Below are 22110 nucleotides of genomic sequence, written 5' to 3'. Positions count from 1 at the left end.
TTGGCCCATGTCGGAAAGATACTTAATTTTATCTAATCATTAAATTGGAAGAGTACTAGTGAGATAACCTTATCAAGCTCTGTACTTTTTAGTTAATTTGTAAACAATCGCGCGTACACTAGGTTGTAATTTGAGTTTATAACTCATAGAATTCAACTGTTATGATTACGAATAAGGAAATTGTTGACGATCTCAACGAACTGGTTAAAATCAACAACGATCGCATTCAGGGCTATGAAAAAGCGATTGAAGACAATGAAGATGCTCAACTGGACGATTTGTTCCGGCATTATGTTATTCAGAGCCAGAACTTTCGTAGCCAACTAGCCGATCACATTGTACGGATTGATGGGTTGGCTGTATCGGATGCCACCTCAACCGATGTAACCAGCAAAATTCACCGCGCGTGGATTGATATCAAAACCGCATTGACGGGTAAGGATCGCGATAGCGTGTTGAGTTCGGTAGAATTTGGCGAAAATGCTGCCATCGAAGCGTATCAGGATGCCATCGATAAGGATCACATTCCTGCGTATATCAAAGAAGATCTGGTAAAACAACTTAGTGAATTACAGGCTGCTCATGATAAGATCAGTTCACTGGAAAAAGTGTCCTAGTCGCGAGCAGTGTACTAAAAAAGGGATGGCTTTACGTCATCCCTTTTTTAGTAGTAGGGTATTGATTCATTTACCCCGCCTGCGTAACCTGTTTCGAAGTAGCTTCCAATACTTGAGCCAGTTGGAGTAGCTGGCCGACCAAGCCAACGTCCGTTTCCTCGCCAGCAGCCTGCTTTGTTAGTTTACTAAGCGTATGCAACGACCCCGCGATTTTAGCTGCTTTGCCTTCGGCCAGGGCTTGTTTGAGCGAAAACAACTCATCGGCAACATTTTCGAGTGTTAAATTGCCTTCACCAAGCGTATCGCTCCACTGATTAATCAGATCATTGACTGGGCTTATGTGCTCAGCGCCTTCTTGCAGCCGGTGCAGGGTCGAAGCCAGCAATTGCTGCGGGTCTTGTTTGGTTTGTGTTAGCATACAGATTGACGATTTGGTTACTGAGTTTGGGTCTACAGTATCGCATCGAATACCGTAAACCTTATTTTGGAAGTGGCATATCCTGCAAATCTTCGTCGGTAAGTTTAATGGTAGCCGCCTTTACGTTTTCTTCCAAATGCTTAACAGAAGATGTTCCGGCAATCGGAAGCATGGCAGGCGAAGCGGCTAATAGCCAGGCTAGGGCAATCTGATAGTCAGTTGCCCCGTGGCGAGCGGCTACTTTCTTGATGGCGTTGTCGGCGGCTACGTTCCCTGCGTTGAGGGGAAACCACGGAATAAAGGCGATATTGTTCTGTTCGCTGTATTTAAGCACATCATTCCAGCGTTGTTCGCCAAAGTTGTACATGTTTTGTACCGATACGACTTCGAAGTATTTTTTCGCTTCTTCAATCTGATCGATACTCACTTCCGATAAACCAATGTGCTTGATCTTCCCTTGCTCCTGGGCTTCCTGTAAGAAACTCAAAAACTCGTCGGAGGGAACTTTGGAGTCGAAACGGTGTAATTGATACAAATCGATTCGATCGACTTTCAGGCGTTTTAAGCTTCCCTCCAGGGCTTCCTGAAGGTGTTTCCGGCTTCCGTCTACCGGCCACTGATTGGGGCCCGTACGTAATAGTCCCCCTTTAGTGGCAATAACTAAGCCATCGGGGTAGGGGTGGAGTGCTTCGGCAATAAGTTCTTCCGATACATAAGGACCATAGCTATCAGCCGTATCAATAAAATTAATGCCCAGGTCCAGACAGCGTTTTAAAACGCGAATGGCTTCGTCATGATCTTTGGGTGGCCCCCAAATGCCATTTCCCGTAATACGCATGGCTCCGTAAGCCATACGGTTGACTGTTAGATCGTTCCCGATGGTAATTGTACCAGCCTGTGCGGCCACGTTTGACCCGGCTGATTGTTCACTTGCTTGCATAGGTATTCAATTGATTCAGGTTCCGGGACGTACCAGTTTGTGGCGTCCTTTAGGCTATAAACCAATAGAAATCCGTTTTGTATCGATAAGTGTAAAAAGTTTTACACTTATCGCTTCTCGATCCCGTCTAACACTCGCCGGATAACGTTGGCCCGCTGCATGAAATCCAGTGACGTTTGAAGGTCCTGAGTGTCAATTACAGCTTTAAACTGCTGTAAGAAGTCGATATAGGCGGCTAGTGCATCCGATACGTTCGTGCGATTCTGGTCAAAGATGGGGGCCCACATCTGCGGTGAGCTTTTGGCCAAACGGACTGTTGAGCTGAAACCTGTACTCGCCATGTCGAAAATGGCTTGCTCATCTTTCTCTTTTTCCAGCACGGTCAGGCCAAGGGCAAAGGCGCTGATATGGCTTAGATGAGAAACATAGGCCAGGTGCAGGTCGTGCTCTTGGGGAGTCATGTAAAACAATTTCATACCTATATCCCGGAATAGGCTTTCGACAAGCGTCAGGCTGTCGGCATTACTTTTCTCCCGGTCGCAGATGATCAGGTTTTTGCCGGGAAGCAGTTCCTTGAACGCTGCGCCAGGCCCCGAGTTTTCGGTACCCGCCATCGGGTGTACGGCAACAAACTGTGCTCGTTTTTCGTGGGCGTCGGCTACGGCACAAATCAACTCTTTGGTCGATCCTAAGTCGATAAGGGTAGCCCCCGGTGGGAGATGATCAAGTACTGTTGGCAACAGATCGATGATCGTGTTAACGGGTGTGGCCATCACAACAAGTGTACTTTGGGCTACGGCTTCGGCCAGTGGAAGCACTTCATCGACAATACCTTTTGCCAGCGCCAATTGCCCATTCACAGGCGACGCATCGACGCCAATGAAGTGCATTTTTGGGTATTTCTCTCGTACTGCCAGGGCGAATGAGCCACCTAATAAACCTATGCCAATAATAGAAACAGTCATCTGAACCGGGATTTTTATGATTTAACTGACTGGCTTTGATTAATTAATCTCATTGATGAATATTGATTTGTAATCATTATATTTTCAAGAGAATACTAATAAAAGTATGATTAAAACAGAATATAAATACTCAGAGTTGGCGGGTAAAGTAATTGGGTGCGCATTTGAAGTACATAAGATACTGGGGAGTGGGTTTCAAGAAGTTATTTATCAACGAGCATTAGCAATAGAATTAGAAGAATGCAATATTGGTTTTGCTCGTGAATACGATATGCCGATTTTCTTCAAAGGAAGACATATTGGCTCTCGTAGAGTTGATTTTCTGATTGAAAACGTAGTGTCTGTTGAGTTAAAAGCAATTGCTACGCTCAATGATGATCATTTAGCTCAGGCTATTAACTATTTGGAAGCTTATAATCTTGAGGTAGGTATGCTCATTAATTTTGGCTGTTTAAGTCTACAGTTTAAGCGACTTTTAAATAAAAAATTCAGGCCTTGAACTAAATTTTATTATCTCGCTTGAAAATCAAACCAATCAGTTTAATCAAAAAAATCCCGGTTCAGACGCCCAAAATTCGTTCAATCGCGGTTCGGATTCGGTCTTCGGGTACGCACAACGACACCCGCACGTATCGATTTCCTTTAGGCCCAAAAATGAAGCCGGGCGCAATGAAAACGTGTTTTTTTGTCAATAGATCGTTGACCAAAGTTTCGGCTGATTCAACCGAATCGGGTAGTTTGGCCCAGATAAATAGCCCTTCCTGATCGGTAGAATAGCTACAACCGAGCGCATTTAGAAGGGCATGAACGGCATCCAGCCGACCCTGGTAAACAGCGTTACGCTCCCGGTGCCAGTCGTCAGAGTTGCCCAATGCTTCGGTCGCAGCGTCCATGAGTGGTTTAAACTGGCCCGAGTCAACGTTACTTTTGATCGTTAACACAGCATCGACATACGCTTTAGCACCAGCCATCCAGCCAATGCGCCAGCCCGCCATGTTATGCGATTTGCTCAGTGAGTTTAACTCCACAGCTACCTCTTTCGCCCCATCAACCGACAATAGGCTAATCGGTGGTTTTTTATTCAGAATCAGGCTATAAGGGTTGTCGTGGCATAACAATACCCGGTTGTCGTGCGCAAACCGTACCGCCCGTTCGAACAGCGCGTGTGTAGCGGGTGCACCCGTGGGCATGTGTGGGTAATTGAGCCAGATAATTTTAGCTTTTTCGGAAGTGGGCAATGCGGCCAGTAAATCGGTCATGGCTTCCCAATCGGGTTGCCAGCCAGCCTGTTCCAGCAATGGGTACTCATGAACCTTTGCGCCAACCATCTGACTTACGGCCCGATAGGCTGGATAACCCAACTCTGGAACCAGTACGCCATCGCCTTCATTCAGGTAGGTGAGCGAAATATGTGTGATGCCTTCTTTAGAACCGATTAACGGTAAAATTTCTGTTTCGGGGTCGAGGGCAACACCGTATGTATGACTATAGAATTGGGTAATAGCCTGTCGTAGGGCGGGCGTACCTTTATAGTTTTGATAGCCGTGCGAAGTAGGCTGTTGCGCCGACTGAATAAGCGCATCGATTGTATTGGCCGAAGGCATCATATCAGGATTGCCAATGCCAAGGTTAATCACATCATGACCAGCCGCCTGTATCCGACGAACTTCAGCCAACTTTACTGAAAAATAATACTCCTGCGTTTGATCAGCGCGGAGAGCAAGAGGGATAATCATTCTGAACCGGGATTTTTCTGATTGGTATAATTCCTCTGATTTTGATTGGGAATCAGAGGAATCATACCAATTTGGACGGCAAAGATACTCGTCGGGGCAATGCCATAAACCATTAATGACTAGATAATCAAAATCAGTCAGTTAAATCAAACAAATCCCGCGGGGCCGCCCGGCGGTTCAGGTATTTCAGCAATGGGGCCAAATGTAGCGCCTGCATCATCTCGCCGTTATTGATAATCTCCATTGCCCGTTCCCGCGAAACAACGTGTACCGTGATTTCTTCGGTGTTTTCGAGGTGTTGTGCCTGTTTTATCTCAACATCTGTTGCCAGAAACGCATGGGTCAGGTTAGCATGCGTGCCCGGATTGGCAGAGAGTGTCATCAGATGCTGCCATTGACCACCGCCAAACCCAGTTTCTTCCAGTAATTCACGCTGAGCGGCCACAATTGGCTCTTCGCCAGGATCGATAACGCCTGCACAAAGTTCGTAGTGAACCCCCGCAATGCCGTGTCTATATTGCCGAATAAGTACGAGTTGCTTGTCTTTGGTAACAGCGACTACATTGATCCAATCAGGATATTCGAAAACGAAATAGTTGGGAATTGAGCCACCATTTTTCATCCGAATGGCGTCTTTTCGAACCGTAAACCACGGCAACTGATGAATGTACTCGGAGGTTTCGACCTGCCAGGGCTGGGGATCTTTATCTGGAATCATGGCCGCAAAGGTAGGCACAGCCTGTGGACTAATTGAAGGCTTTTTTGGGTGAATCATATTAACCGGCCCTTCTGATTCGTTGTAGATGGGATTTTGTCTCCGCAATTTCCGTTCGTCCAACTCACGACCTGATGAAAAATGCCATTGCCCTTTTTGTTACTGCGTTATGCCTTTTTCTTTCATCCTGCCATCGCCCTGTTGCGTATTTTCAGCGATCATCCCATCCGGCAGCAGCCCGATTAGCCGTTGAGAAGTTTAAAGAGCGAAAGAGTGAAAGAGTGGAAAAGCGTTCTGCCTCGCATACCGTAGCACCAGATTCGGATTCAGTGGCGGAAGGTAATGGATCGATTACAACGTTGCCGTTGATAGCTGACCCTGTTGTGGCCAATCGAAGGCATCAGCCGGTTCAGACAACCAGCAATCGCATTGAACATCGTATGCATCGGGTTCAGTCGCTGTTAGCAGCGTCAACTGAATCGACCGATAAACAACCCGATCCCCGACCCAAGAAAAAACTCAAACTAGGGAATCAAATTCGGCAGAGTCTAGGCATGCGATTACGTCCAGAACTGAACTGGTGGCAGCGGATTAGCTGGAAATTAAAAGCGTCCGTGTTGATTATTCTGGTGGCCGTTCTCTTTGCCATTCTGCACATCACAATCCTGGCAATCATCTTTGGTATTCTGGGTGCCTTCCTGATGATTAGCGGCCTGAAAAAGTCGTTTAAAGTCAGACGACCGTGGTTTTAAGTTTTCGACAGGATTAACAGCATTTGCAGGATTTTACTGTGGTGTCGGATGCTTACATCTGACACGGCGAGGTTTCTCAAAACCTCGTTTATAATCACAAATCAAAAGGTTATGAGAAACCTAAAATGTCGGTTACTCATAACCGACATCACGCTACTCCTGCAAATCCTGTCGAAAAAACTTAAGGCAGTTTTTGAACGGCTTCGTAAATCAAGTTGATGTACTTCTCCCGATCAATGTCATACACAAACTCGGTATTCGGGACTTGTTTCAACACATTGAAGAAGTCGACAACTGTGGTGCCCAGCGTTAGTTTACCCGTTACTTCGACATCTACGTAACAGGATTTTGACGTAAACATCGTTGAGTCAATGAGCCAGGCGATGGCGCAGGGATCATGCAGGGCCGCTCCTCCTTCCAGCTCCGGGCGTTCGCTTCGATAATAGATGGAGAAAAAGTCCATCAATTCGGCAACGACTTTGCCCGATTGATTGCCGATGGACCGGAATCGCTCAATATCTTCCTGAAAAACGAGTGCTTTGTGGGTAACGTCCAGACCACACATGGTAATCGGAACGCCCGAGTTAAACACGACTGAAGCGGCTTCGGGGTCAACATAAATATTAAATTCGGCGGTGGGCGTCATGTTGCCTCGAAAACCACCACCACCCATTAGCGATATGCGGGCAATTTTCGATTTCAGATGTGGATACGCCAGCAGAAAAGTAGCAATATTGGTTAGTGGCCCGGTTGGAACGAGAGTTATAGGTTCGTCACTGTTGGTCAAAATAGCTGCTATGGCCTCTACAGCTGGTATCGGTTCCTGTTTTAGCGTCGGTTCAGGCAGAATTGGCCCATCCATACCTAATTCACCATGTACGTGGTCGGCAATGATAAGATTGCGAAAAAGCGGTTTATCGCAACCTTTGTAGATAGGAATATCAACGCCAAGCAATTCCTTGAGCTTTAGTGCATTGGTTAGTGTTTTTTGTTGCGTCTGATTGCCCGCTGAAGTCGTAATAGCTTTAATATCAAATAAGCCGCTACCGATGGCCAACATGAGCATAACGGCATCGTCGTGGCCGGGGTCGCAGTCGATAAGTATGGGTAATTTCTTCATTGTCTGTTGATCGTCTAAGTGGCCCAACTTCCTCTAAAAGTCATAGCCGATTTCTGGTCTAATTGGGGCGCCCAATATACGACCAATTAAGCAAGTGTATGGATATCGGAGCTAAAGTTGCGTAAGGGTCAATTTGTTCTCCTGAAACTGTGATCTATATTAGCTAATCGTTTTCTGCTTTACTCTTCTTCGATGAGACACTTTACAACAACTATTGCCTTTAGTTTATTGATGACCCTGTCTGGTGTAAATTGGGTAGTAGCCCAATCCAGTGCCATTCCGGCCGACGCTCAACAAGTTACAAAAACCGTTCGCCCCGATGCTATTCGAAGACATATGAGCGTTCTGGCCAACGATTCCTTGAAAGGCCGAAAACCGGGTACAAGAGGGTTTGCTATGGCGGCCGATTATGTAGTTGGGCAATTCAAGGCATTGGGACTGCAACCAGCCGGGGAGAACAACACGTTTCGACAGAATGTACCCCTTCGTCGGTGGCAGGTAAACGAAAAAAACAGCTTACTGGCCTTGCTGTCGAATGGCAAGGAGGTGCCCCTTAGTTATGGAAAACAGTTTATTCTGAACCCAAGTCCTGATAACCCTATTGGCGATATAACCGCTCCGGTAGTCTTTGTTGGCTATGGCGTGACCGCGCCTGAACTCGGTTACGATGACTACATGGGCATTGATGTAAAGGGAAAGATTGTCGCGTTTCTGAATGGAGCCCCAGCTACGTTTCCGTCAAATCAACGAGCTTATAACTCATCGTCTAAAGCCGAAAATGCTGTAGCGCATGGGGCCATCGGTACAATCGCTTTCAGTTTACCCACCGATTTACGCAGTCGTATCGAAACGGCAGCTCCTCGCGCCCGCCAGGGAGTAACGCGATGGGTAGGTAAGGATGGAAAACCTAAAAACACGTTTCCGGCGTTGAAAGGCGCTGCCTCTATTAGCGACTCACTAGCCCGGCTCCTGTTTGTCAATGCGCCAACGTCGTTTACCGAAGCGGTGGGGCTGGCTATGAAAAACAAATCCCAGGCATTCCCGCTCAACGTGTCGGTACACATGAAAACGCAGACCGATGTTGCCGAAGATATTGCCGGATTTAACGTGGTGGCCGTATTACCCGGCTCAGATCCCGCACTGAAAAATGAATACATTGTACAAGTAGCTCACCTCGATCACCTGGGCGTTGGCAAACCTGTAAAGGGTGATTCGATCTTCAACGGTGCTCACGATAATGCCTCGGGTGTTGCTATTATGCTCGAAACCGCGCGCCTGTATGCGTCCTTACCCAAAGCACCCCGACGGTCTATTTTATTTGTGGGTGTAACGGGCGAAGAAATGGGCCTGCTAGGGTCTGATTATTTTGCCAATAACCCGACTGTGCCAAAAGAAAAAATTGTGGCGAATTTGACGTTAGATATGCCGTTCTTTTTTCATCCACTACTCGATATTGTGCCCTATGGCGCTGAGCATTCGAGTTTGGCTAAAGAGGTCAAACAGGCCGCTGACTTTCTGGGCGTTGCGATTAGTCCTGACCCAATTCCTGAACAGACGGTGTTTATGCGAAGCGATCACTTCAGTTTTGTGCGGCAGGGGATTCCGGCATTGTTTATCAAAAGTGGTTCGCAGACGGGCAATCCCAATCTGGATGGTACTAAACTCAATCTGGAATGGCGGGCAACCATTTACCACACGCCACAGGACGACATGAACCAGCCTTTTGATTTCAATTCTGCGGCCAAACACGCCCAATTGCAATTCCTGGTCGGTTACCTGACCGCACAGGATAACCAACGTCCAACCTGGAACAAAGGCGACTTCTTCGGTACAAAGTTTGGGAAAGGGAATGTTGGACAGTGAATGTAGCGTATTAATTACCGGCTGGTAGGCGTCGTTACTAAAAAGGGCGTTCCGAATTTTGGAACGCCCTTTTTAGTAACGATATCGTCTTTGTAAGGCTCTTGCTTAGTACTTATTGATAATCGAGTCGGGCAGCATTTTTACGTCAATACCAAAGGCTTTGAGCAGATTAGCCCGGTTGTTCTGTCCGTCTACATACGCTGGGTTTACCACCATCGACCGGTTGTAGTAATAGGAGGCCAGTTCCAGCTTCTGCCGGTTGTTCTGCGTCTGACCTTCACCCTGATAAATTACCCCAAGGTTGTTATAAGCCGGAGCATAGGCATTGGCTGCCCGGATCGTTTGCTTGTAGTAATACTTGGCTGAATCGACGTTAGGCGTAATTTTCTGAAACACATAGGCCATCGAGAAGTAAGCTTCACCAAAATTAGGATAAATTCGGGTTGACTCCTGCAAGTGATCCAGCGCCCAACGGCCGTGTTTATTGGCATGGGCAATGTTCGTATCAATCAATATCTGTGCTTTCTTAACCTGCTCAAGAGACGGTTTGGGCTTAATCGCGTTTGTGGCGTTCGCAATCGAATCAGCTTTAGCCCGATCTTTCAAGCCTTTCTCAATCCACTCATTTGCCACGTGCCGTTGTACCTGACAGCTATTGGGCGCATAGGGTAAGGCCGAGTTAAAGAGGATGAAATTGTTCTCCCAGTCGCGGTTTCGTTCAACCGTTTTGAAGGAGTATAAGCCCGCTACAACCGCCATTAGACCAAGCAAAGGAGCGTATCGAACCAGTACGGGTTTAGGTGAGTTTTCCGATTGACGAACCAGCAATTTCTCTAAGGCCCAGATTAACACGAAGCCAAAGCCCATCACAGCCGCATACGCAAAACGTTCAGCAAAAATACCCCCCCGAAGCCAGATGAAGCCCAGACCTGGAGCCATCGTTACGAAGAACCAGAATATGCCAAATCCCCAGAGGGTACGCTTCATAAATCCTTTCCAGGCTAACCAGATCAGACCCAGGAACGTAAAGAAACCAGCCCATGTCAGGATATCGCCTTTACCGCCCGATGGAATGACATTGTACGAGTAGTCATAAACCAGCGGATGGGGCAAAAAGAGTAATCGCAGGTAGTACTCCAGAAACTTAAACATGGTTGATTTCTGGGTCTTCTCAATCGCGTACGGATAGTTAGCCCAGTCGACCGGAGGAGTACCACTAAGCGTTCCAATCATTTTCTGTTTTTGGTAGAAAAACAGCGCCGTAACGATCAGGAATGGCCACAAGCTAATGAGCGATTGCCAGACATTACGACGGGCGAACCAATACTGCATCGCCGGAATCAGTGCCAGACTCACAATGGAAGATTCTTTCGACAGAAAAGCAAAATAGAGCGATGCGCAGGCAAGACCCATCCAACTGCCAGATAAGGCTCCCATAATCAAAACGCCCAATACACCACCAGCCGTGCTACCGAGTGTATTTACCATTAAGCTACTGCCAATAACCCAGCCGCCAACGATGGAGAAGAGACCCAATAGGCCGCCTAATGGCCAGTCTGAAATTGGTCCCTTGAACCAATAAGGCGAGTCAGCCTCTAAATGCTTCCAATACGAAAGCAGCATCAGCGAAATAAACAGGAAGCTCAGAATTTCATCACGCCCTTTGATGTTGGCAACAATCTCAGTATGTAGCGGATGGGCAATAAAGACCAGGCCAATCAAAAACGCGGTAATCGTTTGCTTCGTCAGCCATTTTTGCAACAACACGCCAACAACCAAACCAGTCACTCCGTAGAGACCCGCATTAATCATGTGGCTGATGTTTGGGTTATCTTTAAAATATTCCTGCTCCATCGCAAACGTAATGAGCGACAGCGGACGATAGTAGCCTAGTGAGATATTACTGAAATGCCAGAACTCCGTACGGAGCAAATCGGGGATACCCGCAAGACCTTTTTTAACAAACAAATTCTGACCAACAGCGGCAATGTCGTCGAGCGCATACTGGTGGCCAAACGTATTGATATACAGGGCTACTCCCAGCAAGGCTAGGACAACTGGCGGCCACCACTCAATCGGACGTCGTTCGATCGGTAAATCATCCGTAACAGCTGGTTTTGCCGGGGTTGATCGAACAGGAGGACGTTGTGTGGTATCAACGGGTCTGGTTGCATTGGTACGCGCAGCACCCTGGGTTGGAGTTGGTGTAGGTTTAGGCGCTACGGAGCGAGGATTCTCGTAGCCAGAAGATTGCTTTTTTTTAGCCATAACAGCAGATGCTCGTCTATTTTAGGTCACTTAAATTCTCTCGTTAGATTTACTAAAGGGCTACGTCGAGAATCACTACATTTATGGATTGATCGTAAAGTTCCGTAAGAATGTCAGCAAAATCAATTCAACTTCATCATCCGTTCAAAACTATTATTTTGGCGGTCAGTCTGGGCGTCCTTCTGAACGGGTGCGCTACTGTACGACCGACTGCTCCAGCAACAACATTTCCTTCTCAAAGTCTTAACCGCGCGGATAATCTTGCTCTCGGAAACCCGAGTGGAGCGTCGATCAGTGATCCGGATAATTACCCCATTACGCGTCCTCAGTATACACTGTCTTATAATCGTAGCCGAGGCATTGCTAACTGGGTAAGCTGGCGCCTAAGTCCTTCCTGGAAAGGTGATGCCAAACGAACAACCGAGTTCAAACCTGATCAAACGTTACCAACGGGCTGGTATGCTGCTCGACCAAACGATTATACGAATACGGGCTTTGACCGGGGGCACCTCTGTCCATCCGACGATCGGGATTCAAGCCCCGAAGATAATGCCGCCACATTCATCCTATCCAACATCGTGCCACAAGCGCCACGACACAATCGGGAGGTCTGGAAAAGTTTAGAAGATTACGAACGTCAACTGATGAGCAACGGTAATGATGTCTATATTATTGCTGGTGTAAGTGGTACCGGAGGAACCGGACAAAACGGCTATGCAACCACAATCGCTAATGGCAAACTGACCGTTCCGGCTACGCTCTGGAAAATACTGGTCGTTGTCCCTAACGGGAGTGATAATGGATTTCAGCTTACTTCTAATACGCGCGTCATTGCTGTCAATATCCCTAATAATCAGACCGCTGCCGACAAGCCCTGGCGAGCTTATCTAACCAGTGTAGACGAACTGGAAAAGTTAACTGGCTACGATTTCTTATCGAATGTACCTGTCGACGTTCAGCAGATTATTGAAAAGCAAATCGATGGCGGCAATAGTTAGAGCTAAACACAGAGACACGGAGAACACAGAGCATTATTTACCACTCTGTGTTCTCCGTGTCTCTGTGTTTATACAATTTATGCAGCCACCGCCGACACCTGCGGCATGTCTGTGACTACAGTCTTCAAGGGAATTCGCTTTGTGCGTCGTCGTAGCAGTGCAATGGCTTCGTCATCATCAGCAAAAGCCCCGTTAATATTGACCATGTTTCGAGCCAGCACATCATAGCGCTTAAACATGAGCAGGAAAAATACTTGCCCGAAATCAATTCCATCGAAAACAACAGCCTGATTCTGTGCGTATTTATCAATAGTTTTCATGAAAAATGTGGGATGCTCAGTCCAGTGCATGGCTGGCCGAACATGGTGACTAATGTGATAACCGTCATTCCAGCATTTTTTGTTATAGCGCACATTGATGCAGGTTATACTGTTTTTGTAAGCATTACCTGGATCGTCAAAATCGACAAAACAGTGTTGGGTCCAGTTACCCAACATCGCAATAAATCGATAGATAACAAGCGGCAGCAGAAATACCAGTACCGTAGCGCGCCAGTTTACAAAGCATAGCCCAATGCAAACAACCGCAAACAGGATTTCACCTGTTAGCGCACGTGTCGCTAGTTTAGGGCGATTTTTCTGCCGGAGATAGCCCAGCAAATTACGTACACCAACCACAAAAAAACGCCCGAAATAAGCCAGGAAGCTTCGGAAGCTATCGCGTTGGAAGGTCATTGTACTACTATCATCCTCTTCGAGATTATTCTCAGGATGGTGCATGCCAATATGATGACTATAATAGGTTTCGGGGGTATGACCAAAGAAAGGCGCCAGTATCCAGGGCAGAAATTTATTCATCCAGTCATACTCGGTCTTAAAAAACTGACGGTGGCTTGTACAGTGAAGCATCAAACCAAAGGGACCTTTGACGCCCAGATTACTAAAAAATAAATGAAGAACAGCGATCGCCCACCAGGCCCAACCCGTCAAAAAGGGCATAAACAGCAAAACGCTTAAGGGAACAAGCGTCAGGCAAATGCGAAGGGTAAGATAAATAAAGGGCAGGTCTCGTTCATCTTTAATAAACTGGAGGAAAAAACGATCCAGCCTATTGTAATTTCCACCTTTGAACGTAGGGTCGTGGATAGTGCTCAATAATTTCATGCAACAGGTACGGCGGTTTAAGGAATAATAGGATACAAAAATTCGGGTCGCTTCAATTATCGTTCATAGCGAAATTGAAACGACCCGAACCTTTGTGTAATACTAACGAAAAAAACAGAACTTTATTTAACTATTTATCGTTAGGACCTTTTTATTTTTTCTCGACGGCATGGCCGCCGAACTCATTGCGCAAAGCTGCTACTACTTTCCCGGTGAAGGTATCATCCTGTAAGGAGCGATAACGGGTTAGTAAGGACATCGCGATTACGGGTGTTGGAACACCCAGATCAAGGGCCGCATCGAGCGTCCAGCGCCCTTCGCCCGATGAGAACATCTTCCCTTTAATTGTATCCAGTTTAGGGTCTTTCCGGAACGCGTCTTCCGTCAGTTCCATGAGCCAGCCACGAATCACTGAGCCATGACTCCACATTTTGGCAACAGCTTCAAAATCGAACGGGAATTGGCTTTTCTCTAGTACTTCAAAGCCCTCGGCAATGGACTGCATCATGCCATACTCAATGCCGTTATGGACCATTTTGGTGAAGTGACCGCTTCCTGCAGGGCCTGTGTATAGATAGCCGTCTTCAACAGAAATGTCCTTAAAAACACCATGTAGTGGCTCAATTACGTCAGGATCGCCCCCTACCATAGTACAAGCGCCATTCAGGGCACCGCTAATACCGCCACTGGTTCCGCAATCGAGGAAACCAATGCCTTTCTCTTTCAGGTATTCATGCCGCCGGAGCGAATCCTTGTAGTGCGAGTTCCCCCCGTCAATAACGACGTCGCCCGATTGCATAACCGCCAGTAATTGCTCAATTACCTTATCAACCAGATTCCCTGCCGGAATCATCAGCCACAAAACGCGTTTCTCGGGCAGCGCATTATAAAGGTCGGCTAACGTGTTAGCTCCCTGGGCGCCTACCTTCTCAATACCTTCAACCAACTCTGGGTTAATATCGAAGCCGACAACAGTGTGTTCATGCCTTACCAAGTTAGTAACGAGGTTGAACCCCATCTTGCCTAATCCTATGAATCCAATATGCATAACAGTTGATGATTTAAGCAGTTAAGTTGGCAATTTTTCCCTTACTCTTCTTTTTTCGGTCCGTTAGAATTCAATTAATCCTATTTTAAATTTCTCCCGGCGTATTATTTCCTATCAACTGGCTATCCGCAGTAGACACTCAATAGATATAAGCAGAAAAGATGCGTTATGATTTTATCAGGCTACAACCCCTGTTTTTTGGACAGCCCAGGCTAAGCCTATCCCTATAAGGACACCCAATCCATCAGCGGCAAAGTCAATCCAGTCGGCACTACGATTAATCGGCAATATGTATTGTAGAACTTCAATGAGTGCTCCGAGTAGAATGCCTGCTATCAACGTATGATTCATGCGAACCCCAGCCAATATCCACAAGATGGAGAATGGAGCAAAAATGGCTGCATGCAGCATTTTATCGTTAAGCTCCACTAATTCACCAGGCAATTCCTCATGGGGAGTGAGGCACCCGATCAACATAATAATGGTCCAGACAATGGCTAGCCAACGAAATACGGTCGGATTAATTTTCATAGAGTTGATTTCAAGCGATTGGTTGTCAAAAGCAGGAAGAGGATAAGTAAGCTAAGCAGATAAATCACATTTCGGCTATCAATTACACCCCTGCCCAGCGCTCGGTATTGTTCATCCAGCGCCAATGAAGATAGGTAATACGATAAGCCACCCAACGCTGATAAGCCAGCCAGCGCGCTAAGACCCACATAGAGTAAAAAACAAAAAAATGCACCCAGTACGAAGGCAACCACCTGATTGTCATTAAATGACGACGCCCACAAACCAATAGCCACAAACACACCGGCTAATAAGATCAGGCCAAGATAAGAACCAAACACCCCCGCCGAATCGATATTCCCAACGGGCGAACCGAGTTTATAAAGCGTAAAATAATAAATCAGAGTAGGAAGCAGGGTGATAATGACCAGTAGCCAGCTAGCTAGAAACTTTCCGCTGATAATGCCCCATTTACTAACAGGCTTAGTCAGTAGCCATTCGAGGGTACCCGAACGTACTTCATCGGCCAGCGAACGCATGGTAATGGCCGGCACCAGAAAGAGCAATAAATAGGGAGTTAGATTAAAAAAGGTGCCCATATCAGCGTAGCCATTTTCGAGCAGGCTAGTGTCGGGAAACACCCACAGCAGTAAGCCCATTGCTGTCAGGAATACACCCATGATAATATAGGCGATGGGCGAGGAGAAGAATTGGTTGATTTCTTTACGGAAAATAGCCAGCATAGTTGATGATTTACGGTTTATGGTTTACGATTGGCCTGTACCTATTTGCTGATCAACCAACGGTAAACCGTAAACTGTAACTGTTTCTATTCAAACGGATTGTCTTTGTTCCTACGTATGAAAGCGGCTATAATCAGCGAGAAAATGACACCAATGAGTATGGTCATAAAGATACCCACGGCAAAGGTTATGCCTGGGCTCTGAAACTTCTGCATCATTTCGATACCCTGATCGATCTGTTCGTCAGACATAGTCCCCTGATCTTCCATCTGCGTGCGCACCTGCTCGGTGATACGCTCCTGAAAACCTGGATCAATGATCTGGGTATAGAAAACCGTAAACAGCGACGACAGAAAGCCTGCTATGGCCGATACCAAAGTTCCTGTACTCATGCCCTCGCCGTAACTCATGTATCCCTCGTTGGCAGTACGGTAGTCACGCATACTCAACACTAATCCTACAATCAGAATCAGATAAATGATAAGACTAAGCGAGCGGTTCGTCGTTTGATCGAGTGTGTACAGAATGATTGAATAGACCACTAAGGTTATGCCAGTTATCAGTCCCCATTTTAGGGCAACACGGGCGGTGGAGGTCTGATTATTCATAATCTTGGGCTAGTAATTAGATCGGATTATCGCAAAACACTATAGTCCTGCTTTCGGAAAATAAGCGAAATAATGAGTACGGGCAACACGGCTAACGCTGTTTTCTTTGTCAACTCATCAGGCAGCAGCACCGAAGGCTGCATATTAACAACTTTACTCCACTGTTCGGCAAAGGTTTCTGGGCCAAACTGATCGGTGAGTTGCTTTTTGCCATCTAGTAAGAGCTTTTTAGAATTAACTACATATTCAGCAAACACGCCCGGATCAATTTGTGTAATAAACAGATAAATAAGCCAGCCCGTCACTAAGGCTGCTACTGTATTAAGGACGTAACCAATGGTCAACCCTTCCCACAAATGCAACCGACCATGGCCAATATATTTCCGGTAATACCAGACTGTAGCGGCCATCACAATAATGTGAATGCCGAAATCCAGCACTCGAATATTTCCTAACGGGGGAACGCCAATGGCATACAGCGCCAGGAAATACAGGAAACACAAAACACCCGTTAGCAATCCAGCCAGAAGTGGGATTTTTAGCAACGGGTGATTAAAATAATTCAGAATACTTTTCATTTAGCAGGCTTAAATTGGCCGTGATGTACAATACCGACTATGCGTCCGGTGAACGACTGACCTAGAAATGGAGAATTTTTCGACTTAGAAACCGTACGTTCATAGTGCCACGTGCTGGTCGGATCAAAAAGCGTTAAACAGGACGACTGTCCTTCGGCAATGCTCAACGCAGGAAGTCGCAGAATTTGGCGAGGGCGTGTGGTGAGTTTTTCAATGAGTTGTGCCCAGGACAATCTTCCCTGATTATGACTGGCCAAAATAGGGAAAACTGTTTCCAGACCAATTATGCCAAATTCCGCCTGATCGAACTCCAGGTTTTTACTTTCGGCATCCTGAGGAGAGTGATCTGATACGATGGCATCAATCGTTCCATCGGCCAGCCCGGCCCAAAGCGCAGCCACATCTGTTTCTGACCGGAAGGGTGGATTCACTTTAAGATTTGTATCAAAACCTGCTAACGAAGAGTCATCGAAGACAAGTTGATGAACTGCGACATCGCAACTAACAGGCAATCCCTGCGCCTTCGCCTGCCGAATCAACTCCACCGAACGGGCCGTAGAAATCGTTGAGAAGTGAAGAGTGGGGGGCACGGAGCTCGGGGCTGGGGTTGTTTTGTCATGCTCCCTGCTCTCTGCTCCGCGCCCCGTGCTCAGCACATAATCCAGCAATCGCAAATCGCGCTCTACGATTAGTTCTTCGGCGAGGGCTGGCATGCCTTTCAGGCCAAGTAAGGTGCTTTGAATACCCTCATGCATTTGACCGAACTGAGTCAGCAATTGCTCTTCTGGCCGATTCATCAGTAGCCCATTAACCGGTTGCAGATATTGTAACGTTTTGAGCAATAAGTCAGGGTTCTGGAGCGGATGGGTACCGTCAGAAAACGCAACAGCGCCTGCATGATGCAGGTCAAGCATTTCTGTAAAATCAACGCCAGCCGCTTTTTTCGTTATAGCGGCAATAACGTGGACACTTACAGGTTGTCCTTCGGCCATGCGCCGGACATAACCCAGTGTTCCTTTGTCGTCGATAACCGGCTGCGTGTTTGGTAGCACCGCAATATCGGTAAAACCACCGACAGCGGCAGCCTTACAAACACTGTTCAGATCTTCCTTGTGCTCGTAGCCTGGGTCTTGTGCCAAGACCCGCATATCGACCCAGCCGGGTGATACATGCAAATTATCCGACTCGATAACCACGCTGCTTGCATCGGCAGACAAATTTTCGCCAACTTGACGAATCAGGCCGTTGTCAACCAAGATATCAACTACCTGCCCATTCAAGGATGAAGCAGCATCAACAACACGGGCAGAACGGATTAGAAATTGCATAGAAAATTCCCCTCTCCCGTTTTTCGAAGAGGGCTGCATATGAAGTAATTATCGAAAAAAAGGCCCCTTTCGGAGCCTCCAATTAATCTATTCAGCGAATTAGGCGCCTATCAATTCCCGGTAGGCATCGGCAGATAATAAACCATCTTTTGCTCCGGCATCGACAGGTTTCAGGCGAATAATCCACCCTTCACCATATGGATCGCTATTCAACAGTTCGGGGCTTTTTTCAATGGCAGGATTCAGTTCGAGAACTTCGCCTTCGACTGGTAAAAACAGGTCCGATACCGTTTTCACAGCTTCAACAGCACCAAAAACATCCCCTTTCCCGAGTGATTGACCGACGGTATTAACGTCGATGAAAATAATATCGCCCAATTCATTTTGTGCGAATTCAGTAATGCCAATTACGGCGGTACCATCATCTTCTATGCGAATCCACTCGTGATCCTCCGTATAGCTTAATTCTGCGGGAAAATTCATTGTAAAGGGGTCTTGATTGATTCCCACAAAAATCGGTATCATCTGCCGAATTTGCAAACGGTAATGTGGCTGGCCAGGCTCACTTTAGTTATAAACGATTTTCCATCGGGCCACCGAAGCGACTACCTTACTTTACCACTGTCGATTGATTGGGTGAGAAATTATAAGCCCCAAGTCGATCACTACTCTGCCGTTGAATCATCCATTGTGGATAGGGCTTCGTGGTTGAACTGACCTGATCGAGCTGCTCAAGTTGTTCGCTGGTGAGGCTTACTTCTACTGCTTTAATGTTATCGGCAAGCTGGTCGGTGTTTTTGGCACCAATAATAACGCTTGTCACACCAGGTTTGGCCAAGACCCAGGCCAGCGCAATCCGTGCAACCGAAACACCGTGTGCCTCAGCAATGGTTTGCATCACCTCAATAATATCGTAAGCACGCTCTTGATTAACAGGTGGGAAATCAAACGCCAATCGACGCGAATCGCCTTCGGGTTTGTTTTCACGGGTATATTTTCCGGATAAGAAACCTCCCGCCAATGGACTCCAGGGTAAAATAGCCATCTGCTGATCCTGTACCATTGGCACGATTTCATTTTCGAGATCGCGACCAGCAATGGAATAATAATTCTGAGTCGATACAAACTTCGTCCAGCCATTTTTCTCCGCGATTCCATTGGCTTTCATCACTTGCCAGGCCGCCAGATTCGAGCAGCCAATGTAGCGCACTTTACCACTTCTGACCACATCTTCCAGCCCGCGCATAGTTTCTTCCAGCGGTGTTATGGGGTCAAATCCGTGAATTTGGTATAGGTCGACATGGTCAACTTGAAGGCGTTTCAGGCTACCTTCTATCTGCTGCATGATTTGCAAACGACCTAAACCAACCTGATTCTTGCCTTCGCCCATGCGCCCACGGACTTTCGTGGCAATCACCAGTTCATCACGCGATATCCCCAGCGTTTTCAACGACTGCCCCAGCAATCGTTCCGATTCGCCAAAGGAATAGACGTTGGCGGTATCAATGAAATTAATGCCACTATCCAGTGCGGCTTTGACAATATCGTTGACGGCATTCTGCTGAAGCTCGCCCATTGCTTTCCAATAGCCATTTCCTCCGAAGGTCATGGTACCCAGGCAGATTTCGGAAACTAATACGCCGGTATTTCCGAGATGGTTGTATTTCATACGTTCGTTTATTGGGGTTTGTTAAGTCAACCGGGATACTAGGTCGATTGTTGATCGAGATACCCGGTATTAAGGTTACTAAATTGTGATGAGACGAATAGATAAGGCAATAGTCAGTAAGGCTTTACTCATTAAAAAACCGATCGTTAACGGCTTTTCTGAATACTTCGTCGCCCACTTGTAAGCGTTGCGCATATAAGGCTTTGGCATCCTCGCCCGCCACGTACCGCAATTGATTTTTGCCATCCGTAGCCGCTTCATATACGACTTCAGCAATTTGGTCGGCAGTTGAGTAATTGGCACGGCGAGCCGGATCACTAAAGGCGGCAATTACTTTATTCAGTTGATCCGTGTACGCTTCGTGCGATGTTCGCACAATGGAACGACCTGAAAAATCGGTTGTGATACCGCCGGGCGAAACTGTTTTGATTCCAATACCAAATTTGGATAACTCAAACGACATGCTTTCACTCCACCCTTCCAAGGCCCATTTGGTAGCATGATAGACCGAGTTGAACGGGAAGGCCACTAAACCGCCAATCGACGTAGTGCTAATAAACAAACCGGCTCGTTTTGCTCTGAAATGTGGGATGAATGCCTGCGTAACCCGAATAACACCCAGCAAATTTGTTTCCAGTTGTTTCACAATCTGCTCGTCAGTTGTGCCTTCTAAAGGGCCAACCAAACCGTAGCCAGCATTGTTGAATACTACATCTACCTCACTTGAGTCAATCACTTGCTGTACTGTAGACTGTATCTGTTCGAGGCTCGTGACATCGAGCGGCAGGAGCTTAATGGCAGGGATTTGGGTAAGTTCCGTTTCATTTTCGGGATTGCGCATGGTGGCAATCACGTTCCAGCCCTTGTTCGCAAACAGAATTGCAGCGGCTTTGCCAAGTCCACTCGATGCGCCTGTAATGAAAATTGTTTTTGTCATTGTTGAGAATGGTTTCATATTCGTATAGCGAACAAATTGGAGTTAACTCCAGAATTCCCACAACGCTCATTTTTTTGTGAAATGTACATCCGCGAACTAGCCAATCGAACCGGGCTAACGCCCGACACCATCCGATTTTACGAGAAATTGAATTTATTACAAAGCAACCGCCAGAGTCGACGGGGGCATCGCCAATACGACGAATCGCATGTAGCGGGATTGCTGCAAATTAAGTTTATTAAAGCAATGGGCTTCACACTCAGGGATATACAGGAAAAGTTCGTTGACTGGCGAGCGGGCAAGCTGACGAACTTAGAAAAACGAACGATTCTGGAAGACCAGCTCCGAAAAATGGACGAAGCCGCTGCCGAAATTGAACAGGTCAGAGCTTATTTACGCAAAAAGATTGGCCTGTTTCCTGATTGATTGTCAGAAAAGGAATTATTTCTCGCCGTTTGCTAAATCCTCAAAAGCGGCAATGATAGCCTGACGGAAGGGGTTGTCGTATCGAAAAAATATTGACGCAAAGTATTGTTCAGGACCACTAATTACTGACGGAAGGTCATATTTCTCAAACGGGTGATTCCTGCTTCGGTTAAACCAGTTATCAAATTTACGCTTGCGAGCTAATTCGCGAGAGTCAGAGTCATCGCAGATATACAGAATAACCCGTTCATGAACGGCGAAGAAATCAGAAATGATGGCTACAATCGTTGGAAAGATGGCACGATCTGCGGGAATATGAGTAGGGTTAGGAGCCGTAATTACTTCAATGACTAGTTCATAAAAATCATCTCGCCATGGTTCATAAGGCGGGACATAATCTATCCCAGGCTTAAAACGAACATCGTATTCAACGTTGTTCTTTGTGCTAAATGAGTATACACTATCCCATCCACTATTGAACTTGTAATTATAAATACGGGGTTCCTCGCTTTGCATTTTCTTCTCTTAATTGCCGCATGACTTCCTGATGTTCTGGCGTCTTTGCATACTCGCGCATTTCTGCCTGGGTTTCGCGTTTGCGCTGCATTGCCTTCCGATAAAAAGCCAGCCATTTTTCCCGTTGTTCGGGCGTTAAATCTTCCGCTCGGATAGCTTTAACTTCTTTCTGCTTTTCCATGGTTTTTACTA

The 22110-nt window shown here is 46.7% G+C and carries 25 protein-coding genes; 6 read left to right on the top strand and 19 right to left on the bottom strand.

Features of this window, described 5'->3' with window-relative positions; translation table 11 throughout:
- Positions 1–161: 161 nt before the first annotated feature.
- Positions 162–617: a ferritin-like domain-containing protein gene (locus ACYVGR_RS34810; RefSeq protein ID WP_460965085.1), complete on the top strand. Its 456-nt coding sequence runs from the start codon at positions 162–164 to the stop codon at positions 615–617.
- A gap of 70 nt (positions 618–687) precedes the next feature.
- On the opposite strand, the gene ACYVGR_RS34805 is transcribed toward ACYVGR_RS34810, so the two are convergent.
- The 3 genes from ACYVGR_RS34805 to ACYVGR_RS34795 form a co-directional block, all read right to left on the bottom strand.
- Entirely contained in the window at positions 688–1035 is a 348-nt protein-coding gene (locus tag ACYVGR_RS34805) for a hypothetical protein (protein ID WP_460965083.1), read from the bottom strand.
- A gap of 61 nt (positions 1036–1096) precedes the next feature.
- Complete coding sequence (locus ACYVGR_RS34800; protein WP_460965081.1) at positions 1097–1975, bottom strand: aldo/keto reductase; 879 nt, start codon at positions 1973–1975, stop codon at positions 1097–1099.
- 107 nt (positions 1976–2082) lie between these two features.
- Entirely contained in the window at positions 2083–2940 is an 858-nt protein-coding gene (locus ACYVGR_RS34795) for a prephenate dehydrogenase (RefSeq protein ID WP_460965079.1), read from the bottom strand.
- A gap of 106 nt (positions 2941–3046) precedes the next feature.
- On the opposite strand from ACYVGR_RS34795, the gene ACYVGR_RS34790 reads away from it, so the two are divergent.
- Positions 3047–3439 carry a GxxExxY protein gene (locus ACYVGR_RS34790; RefSeq protein WP_460965077.1) on the top strand — a complete coding sequence of 131 codons (393 nt, stop codon included), beginning with the start codon at positions 3047–3049 and terminating at the stop codon, positions 3437–3439.
- Between the two features lie 61 nt (positions 3440–3500).
- Here ACYVGR_RS34790 and ACYVGR_RS34785 read toward each other — a convergent pair whose 3' ends face one another.
- Both ACYVGR_RS34785 and ACYVGR_RS34780 read right to left on the bottom strand, forming a co-directional pair.
- On the bottom strand, positions 3501–4676 hold the full coding sequence (locus ACYVGR_RS34785; protein WP_460965075.1) for a pyridoxal phosphate-dependent aminotransferase: 1176 nt from the start codon (positions 4674–4676) through the stop codon (positions 3501–3503).
- A 133-nt stretch (positions 4677–4809) separates the two neighbouring features.
- Positions 4810–5394, bottom strand: coding sequence for an NUDIX hydrolase (locus tag ACYVGR_RS34780; protein WP_460965095.1), 585 nt, complete (start codon positions 5392–5394; stop codon positions 4810–4812).
- A 131-nt stretch (positions 5395–5525) separates the two neighbouring features.
- On the opposite strand from ACYVGR_RS34780, the gene ACYVGR_RS34775 reads away from it, so the two are divergent.
- Positions 5526–6143 carry a hypothetical protein gene (locus ACYVGR_RS34775; RefSeq protein ID WP_460965073.1) on the top strand — a complete coding sequence of 206 codons (618 nt, stop codon included), beginning with the start codon at positions 5526–5528 and terminating at the stop codon, positions 6141–6143.
- A 181-nt stretch (positions 6144–6324) separates the two neighbouring features.
- Here the strand turns inward: ACYVGR_RS34775 and ACYVGR_RS34770 are convergent, their stop codons facing one another.
- The gene (locus ACYVGR_RS34770) at positions 6325–7263 is read right to left on the bottom strand and encodes a nucleoside hydrolase (protein ID WP_460965071.1); all 939 of its coding nucleotides are present in this window, start codon (positions 7261–7263) and stop codon (positions 6325–6327) included.
- Between the two features lie 192 nt (positions 7264–7455).
- On the opposite strand from ACYVGR_RS34770, the gene ACYVGR_RS34765 reads away from it, so the two are divergent.
- Positions 7456–9126: a M28 family metallopeptidase gene (locus tag ACYVGR_RS34765; protein WP_460965069.1), complete on the top strand. Its 1671-nt coding sequence runs from the start codon at positions 7456–7458 to the stop codon at positions 9124–9126.
- 105 nt (positions 9127–9231) lie between these two features.
- Here the strand turns inward: ACYVGR_RS34765 and ACYVGR_RS34760 are convergent, their stop codons facing one another.
- Positions 9232–11394, bottom strand: coding sequence for a tetratricopeptide repeat protein (locus ACYVGR_RS34760; RefSeq protein WP_460965067.1), 2163 nt, complete (start codon positions 11392–11394; stop codon positions 9232–9234).
- 110 nt (positions 11395–11504) lie between these two features.
- Here ACYVGR_RS34760 and ACYVGR_RS34755 point away from each other — a divergent pair, with 110 nt between their 5' ends.
- Positions 11505–12392, top strand: coding sequence for a DNA/RNA non-specific endonuclease (locus tag ACYVGR_RS34755; RefSeq protein WP_460965065.1), 888 nt, complete (start codon positions 11505–11507; stop codon positions 12390–12392).
- A gap of 77 nt (positions 12393–12469) precedes the next feature.
- On the opposite strand, the gene ACYVGR_RS34750 is transcribed toward ACYVGR_RS34755, so the two are convergent.
- The 10 genes from ACYVGR_RS34750 to ACYVGR_RS34705 form a co-directional block, all read right to left on the bottom strand.
- Positions 12470–13555: a fatty acid desaturase family protein gene (locus ACYVGR_RS34750; protein ID WP_460965063.1), complete on the bottom strand. Its 1086-nt coding sequence runs from the start codon at positions 13553–13555 to the stop codon at positions 12470–12472.
- A 151-nt stretch (positions 13556–13706) separates the two neighbouring features.
- Entirely contained in the window at positions 13707–14603 is an 897-nt protein-coding gene (gnd, locus tag ACYVGR_RS34745; protein WP_460965062.1) for a phosphogluconate dehydrogenase (NAD(+)-dependent, decarboxylating), read from the bottom strand.
- A 177-nt stretch (positions 14604–14780) separates the two neighbouring features.
- On the bottom strand, positions 14781–15134 hold the full coding sequence (locus ACYVGR_RS34740) for a VanZ family protein (protein WP_460965060.1): 354 nt from the start codon (positions 15132–15134) through the stop codon (positions 14781–14783).
- Positions 15131–15856 carry a gliding motility-associated ABC transporter permease subunit GldF gene (gene gldF / locus ACYVGR_RS34735; protein ID WP_182458628.1) on the bottom strand — a complete coding sequence of 242 codons (726 nt, stop codon included), beginning with the start codon at positions 15854–15856 and terminating at the stop codon, positions 15131–15133. The genes ACYVGR_RS34740 and gldF overlap by 4 nt, the downstream gene beginning before the upstream one ends.
- Before the next feature lie 86 nt (positions 15857–15942).
- On the bottom strand, positions 15943–16464 hold the full coding sequence (locus ACYVGR_RS34730; RefSeq protein ID WP_460965057.1) for a DUF4199 domain-containing protein: 522 nt from the start codon (positions 16462–16464) through the stop codon (positions 15943–15945).
- Positions 16465–16490: 26 nt separating this feature from the next.
- A complete protein-coding gene (locus ACYVGR_RS34725; RefSeq protein WP_182458626.1) occupies positions 16491–17042 on the bottom strand; it encodes a DUF4199 domain-containing protein in 552 nt (183 codons plus the stop codon).
- Positions 17039–18370: a dihydroorotase gene (locus ACYVGR_RS34720; protein WP_460965055.1), complete on the bottom strand. Its 1332-nt coding sequence runs from the start codon at positions 18368–18370 to the stop codon at positions 17039–17041. Before ACYVGR_RS34720 ends, ACYVGR_RS34725 begins: the two co-directional genes overlap by 4 nt.
- A 99-nt stretch (positions 18371–18469) precedes the next feature.
- Positions 18470–18853 carry a glycine cleavage system protein GcvH gene (gene gcvH, locus ACYVGR_RS34715; RefSeq protein WP_182458624.1) on the bottom strand — a complete coding sequence of 128 codons (384 nt, stop codon included), beginning with the start codon at positions 18851–18853 and terminating at the stop codon, positions 18470–18472.
- A 127-nt stretch (positions 18854–18980) separates the two neighbouring features.
- On the bottom strand, positions 18981–20039 hold the full coding sequence (locus ACYVGR_RS34710; RefSeq protein ID WP_460965053.1) for an aldo/keto reductase: 1059 nt from the start codon (positions 20037–20039) through the stop codon (positions 18981–18983).
- Between the two features lie 124 nt (positions 20040–20163).
- Positions 20164–20976, bottom strand: coding sequence for an SDR family oxidoreductase (locus tag ACYVGR_RS34705; protein WP_460965052.1), 813 nt, complete (start codon positions 20974–20976; stop codon positions 20164–20166).
- An 81-nt stretch (positions 20977–21057) separates the two neighbouring features.
- On the opposite strand from ACYVGR_RS34705, the gene ACYVGR_RS34700 reads away from it, so the two are divergent.
- A complete protein-coding gene (locus tag ACYVGR_RS34700) occupies positions 21058–21402 on the top strand; it encodes a MerR family transcriptional regulator (protein ID WP_460965050.1) in 345 nt (114 codons plus the stop codon).
- A gap of 15 nt (positions 21403–21417) precedes the next feature.
- Here ACYVGR_RS34700 and ACYVGR_RS34695 read toward each other — a convergent pair whose 3' ends face one another.
- Positions 21418–21918 (bottom strand): DUF6169 family protein, encoded by a 501-nt coding sequence (locus tag ACYVGR_RS34695; RefSeq protein ID WP_460965048.1) that lies wholly within the window; start codon positions 21916–21918, stop codon positions 21418–21420.
- Positions 21890–22099 carry a hypothetical protein gene (locus ACYVGR_RS34690; RefSeq protein WP_460965046.1) on the bottom strand — a complete coding sequence of 70 codons (210 nt, stop codon included), beginning with the start codon at positions 22097–22099 and terminating at the stop codon, positions 21890–21892. Before ACYVGR_RS34690 ends, ACYVGR_RS34695 begins: the two co-directional genes overlap by 29 nt.
- Between the last annotated feature and the right edge of the window lie 11 nt (positions 22100–22110).

The sequence above is a fragment of the Spirosoma litoris genome (assembly GCF_054776755.1).
This window is presented reverse-complemented; position numbering and strand designations above follow the sequence as displayed.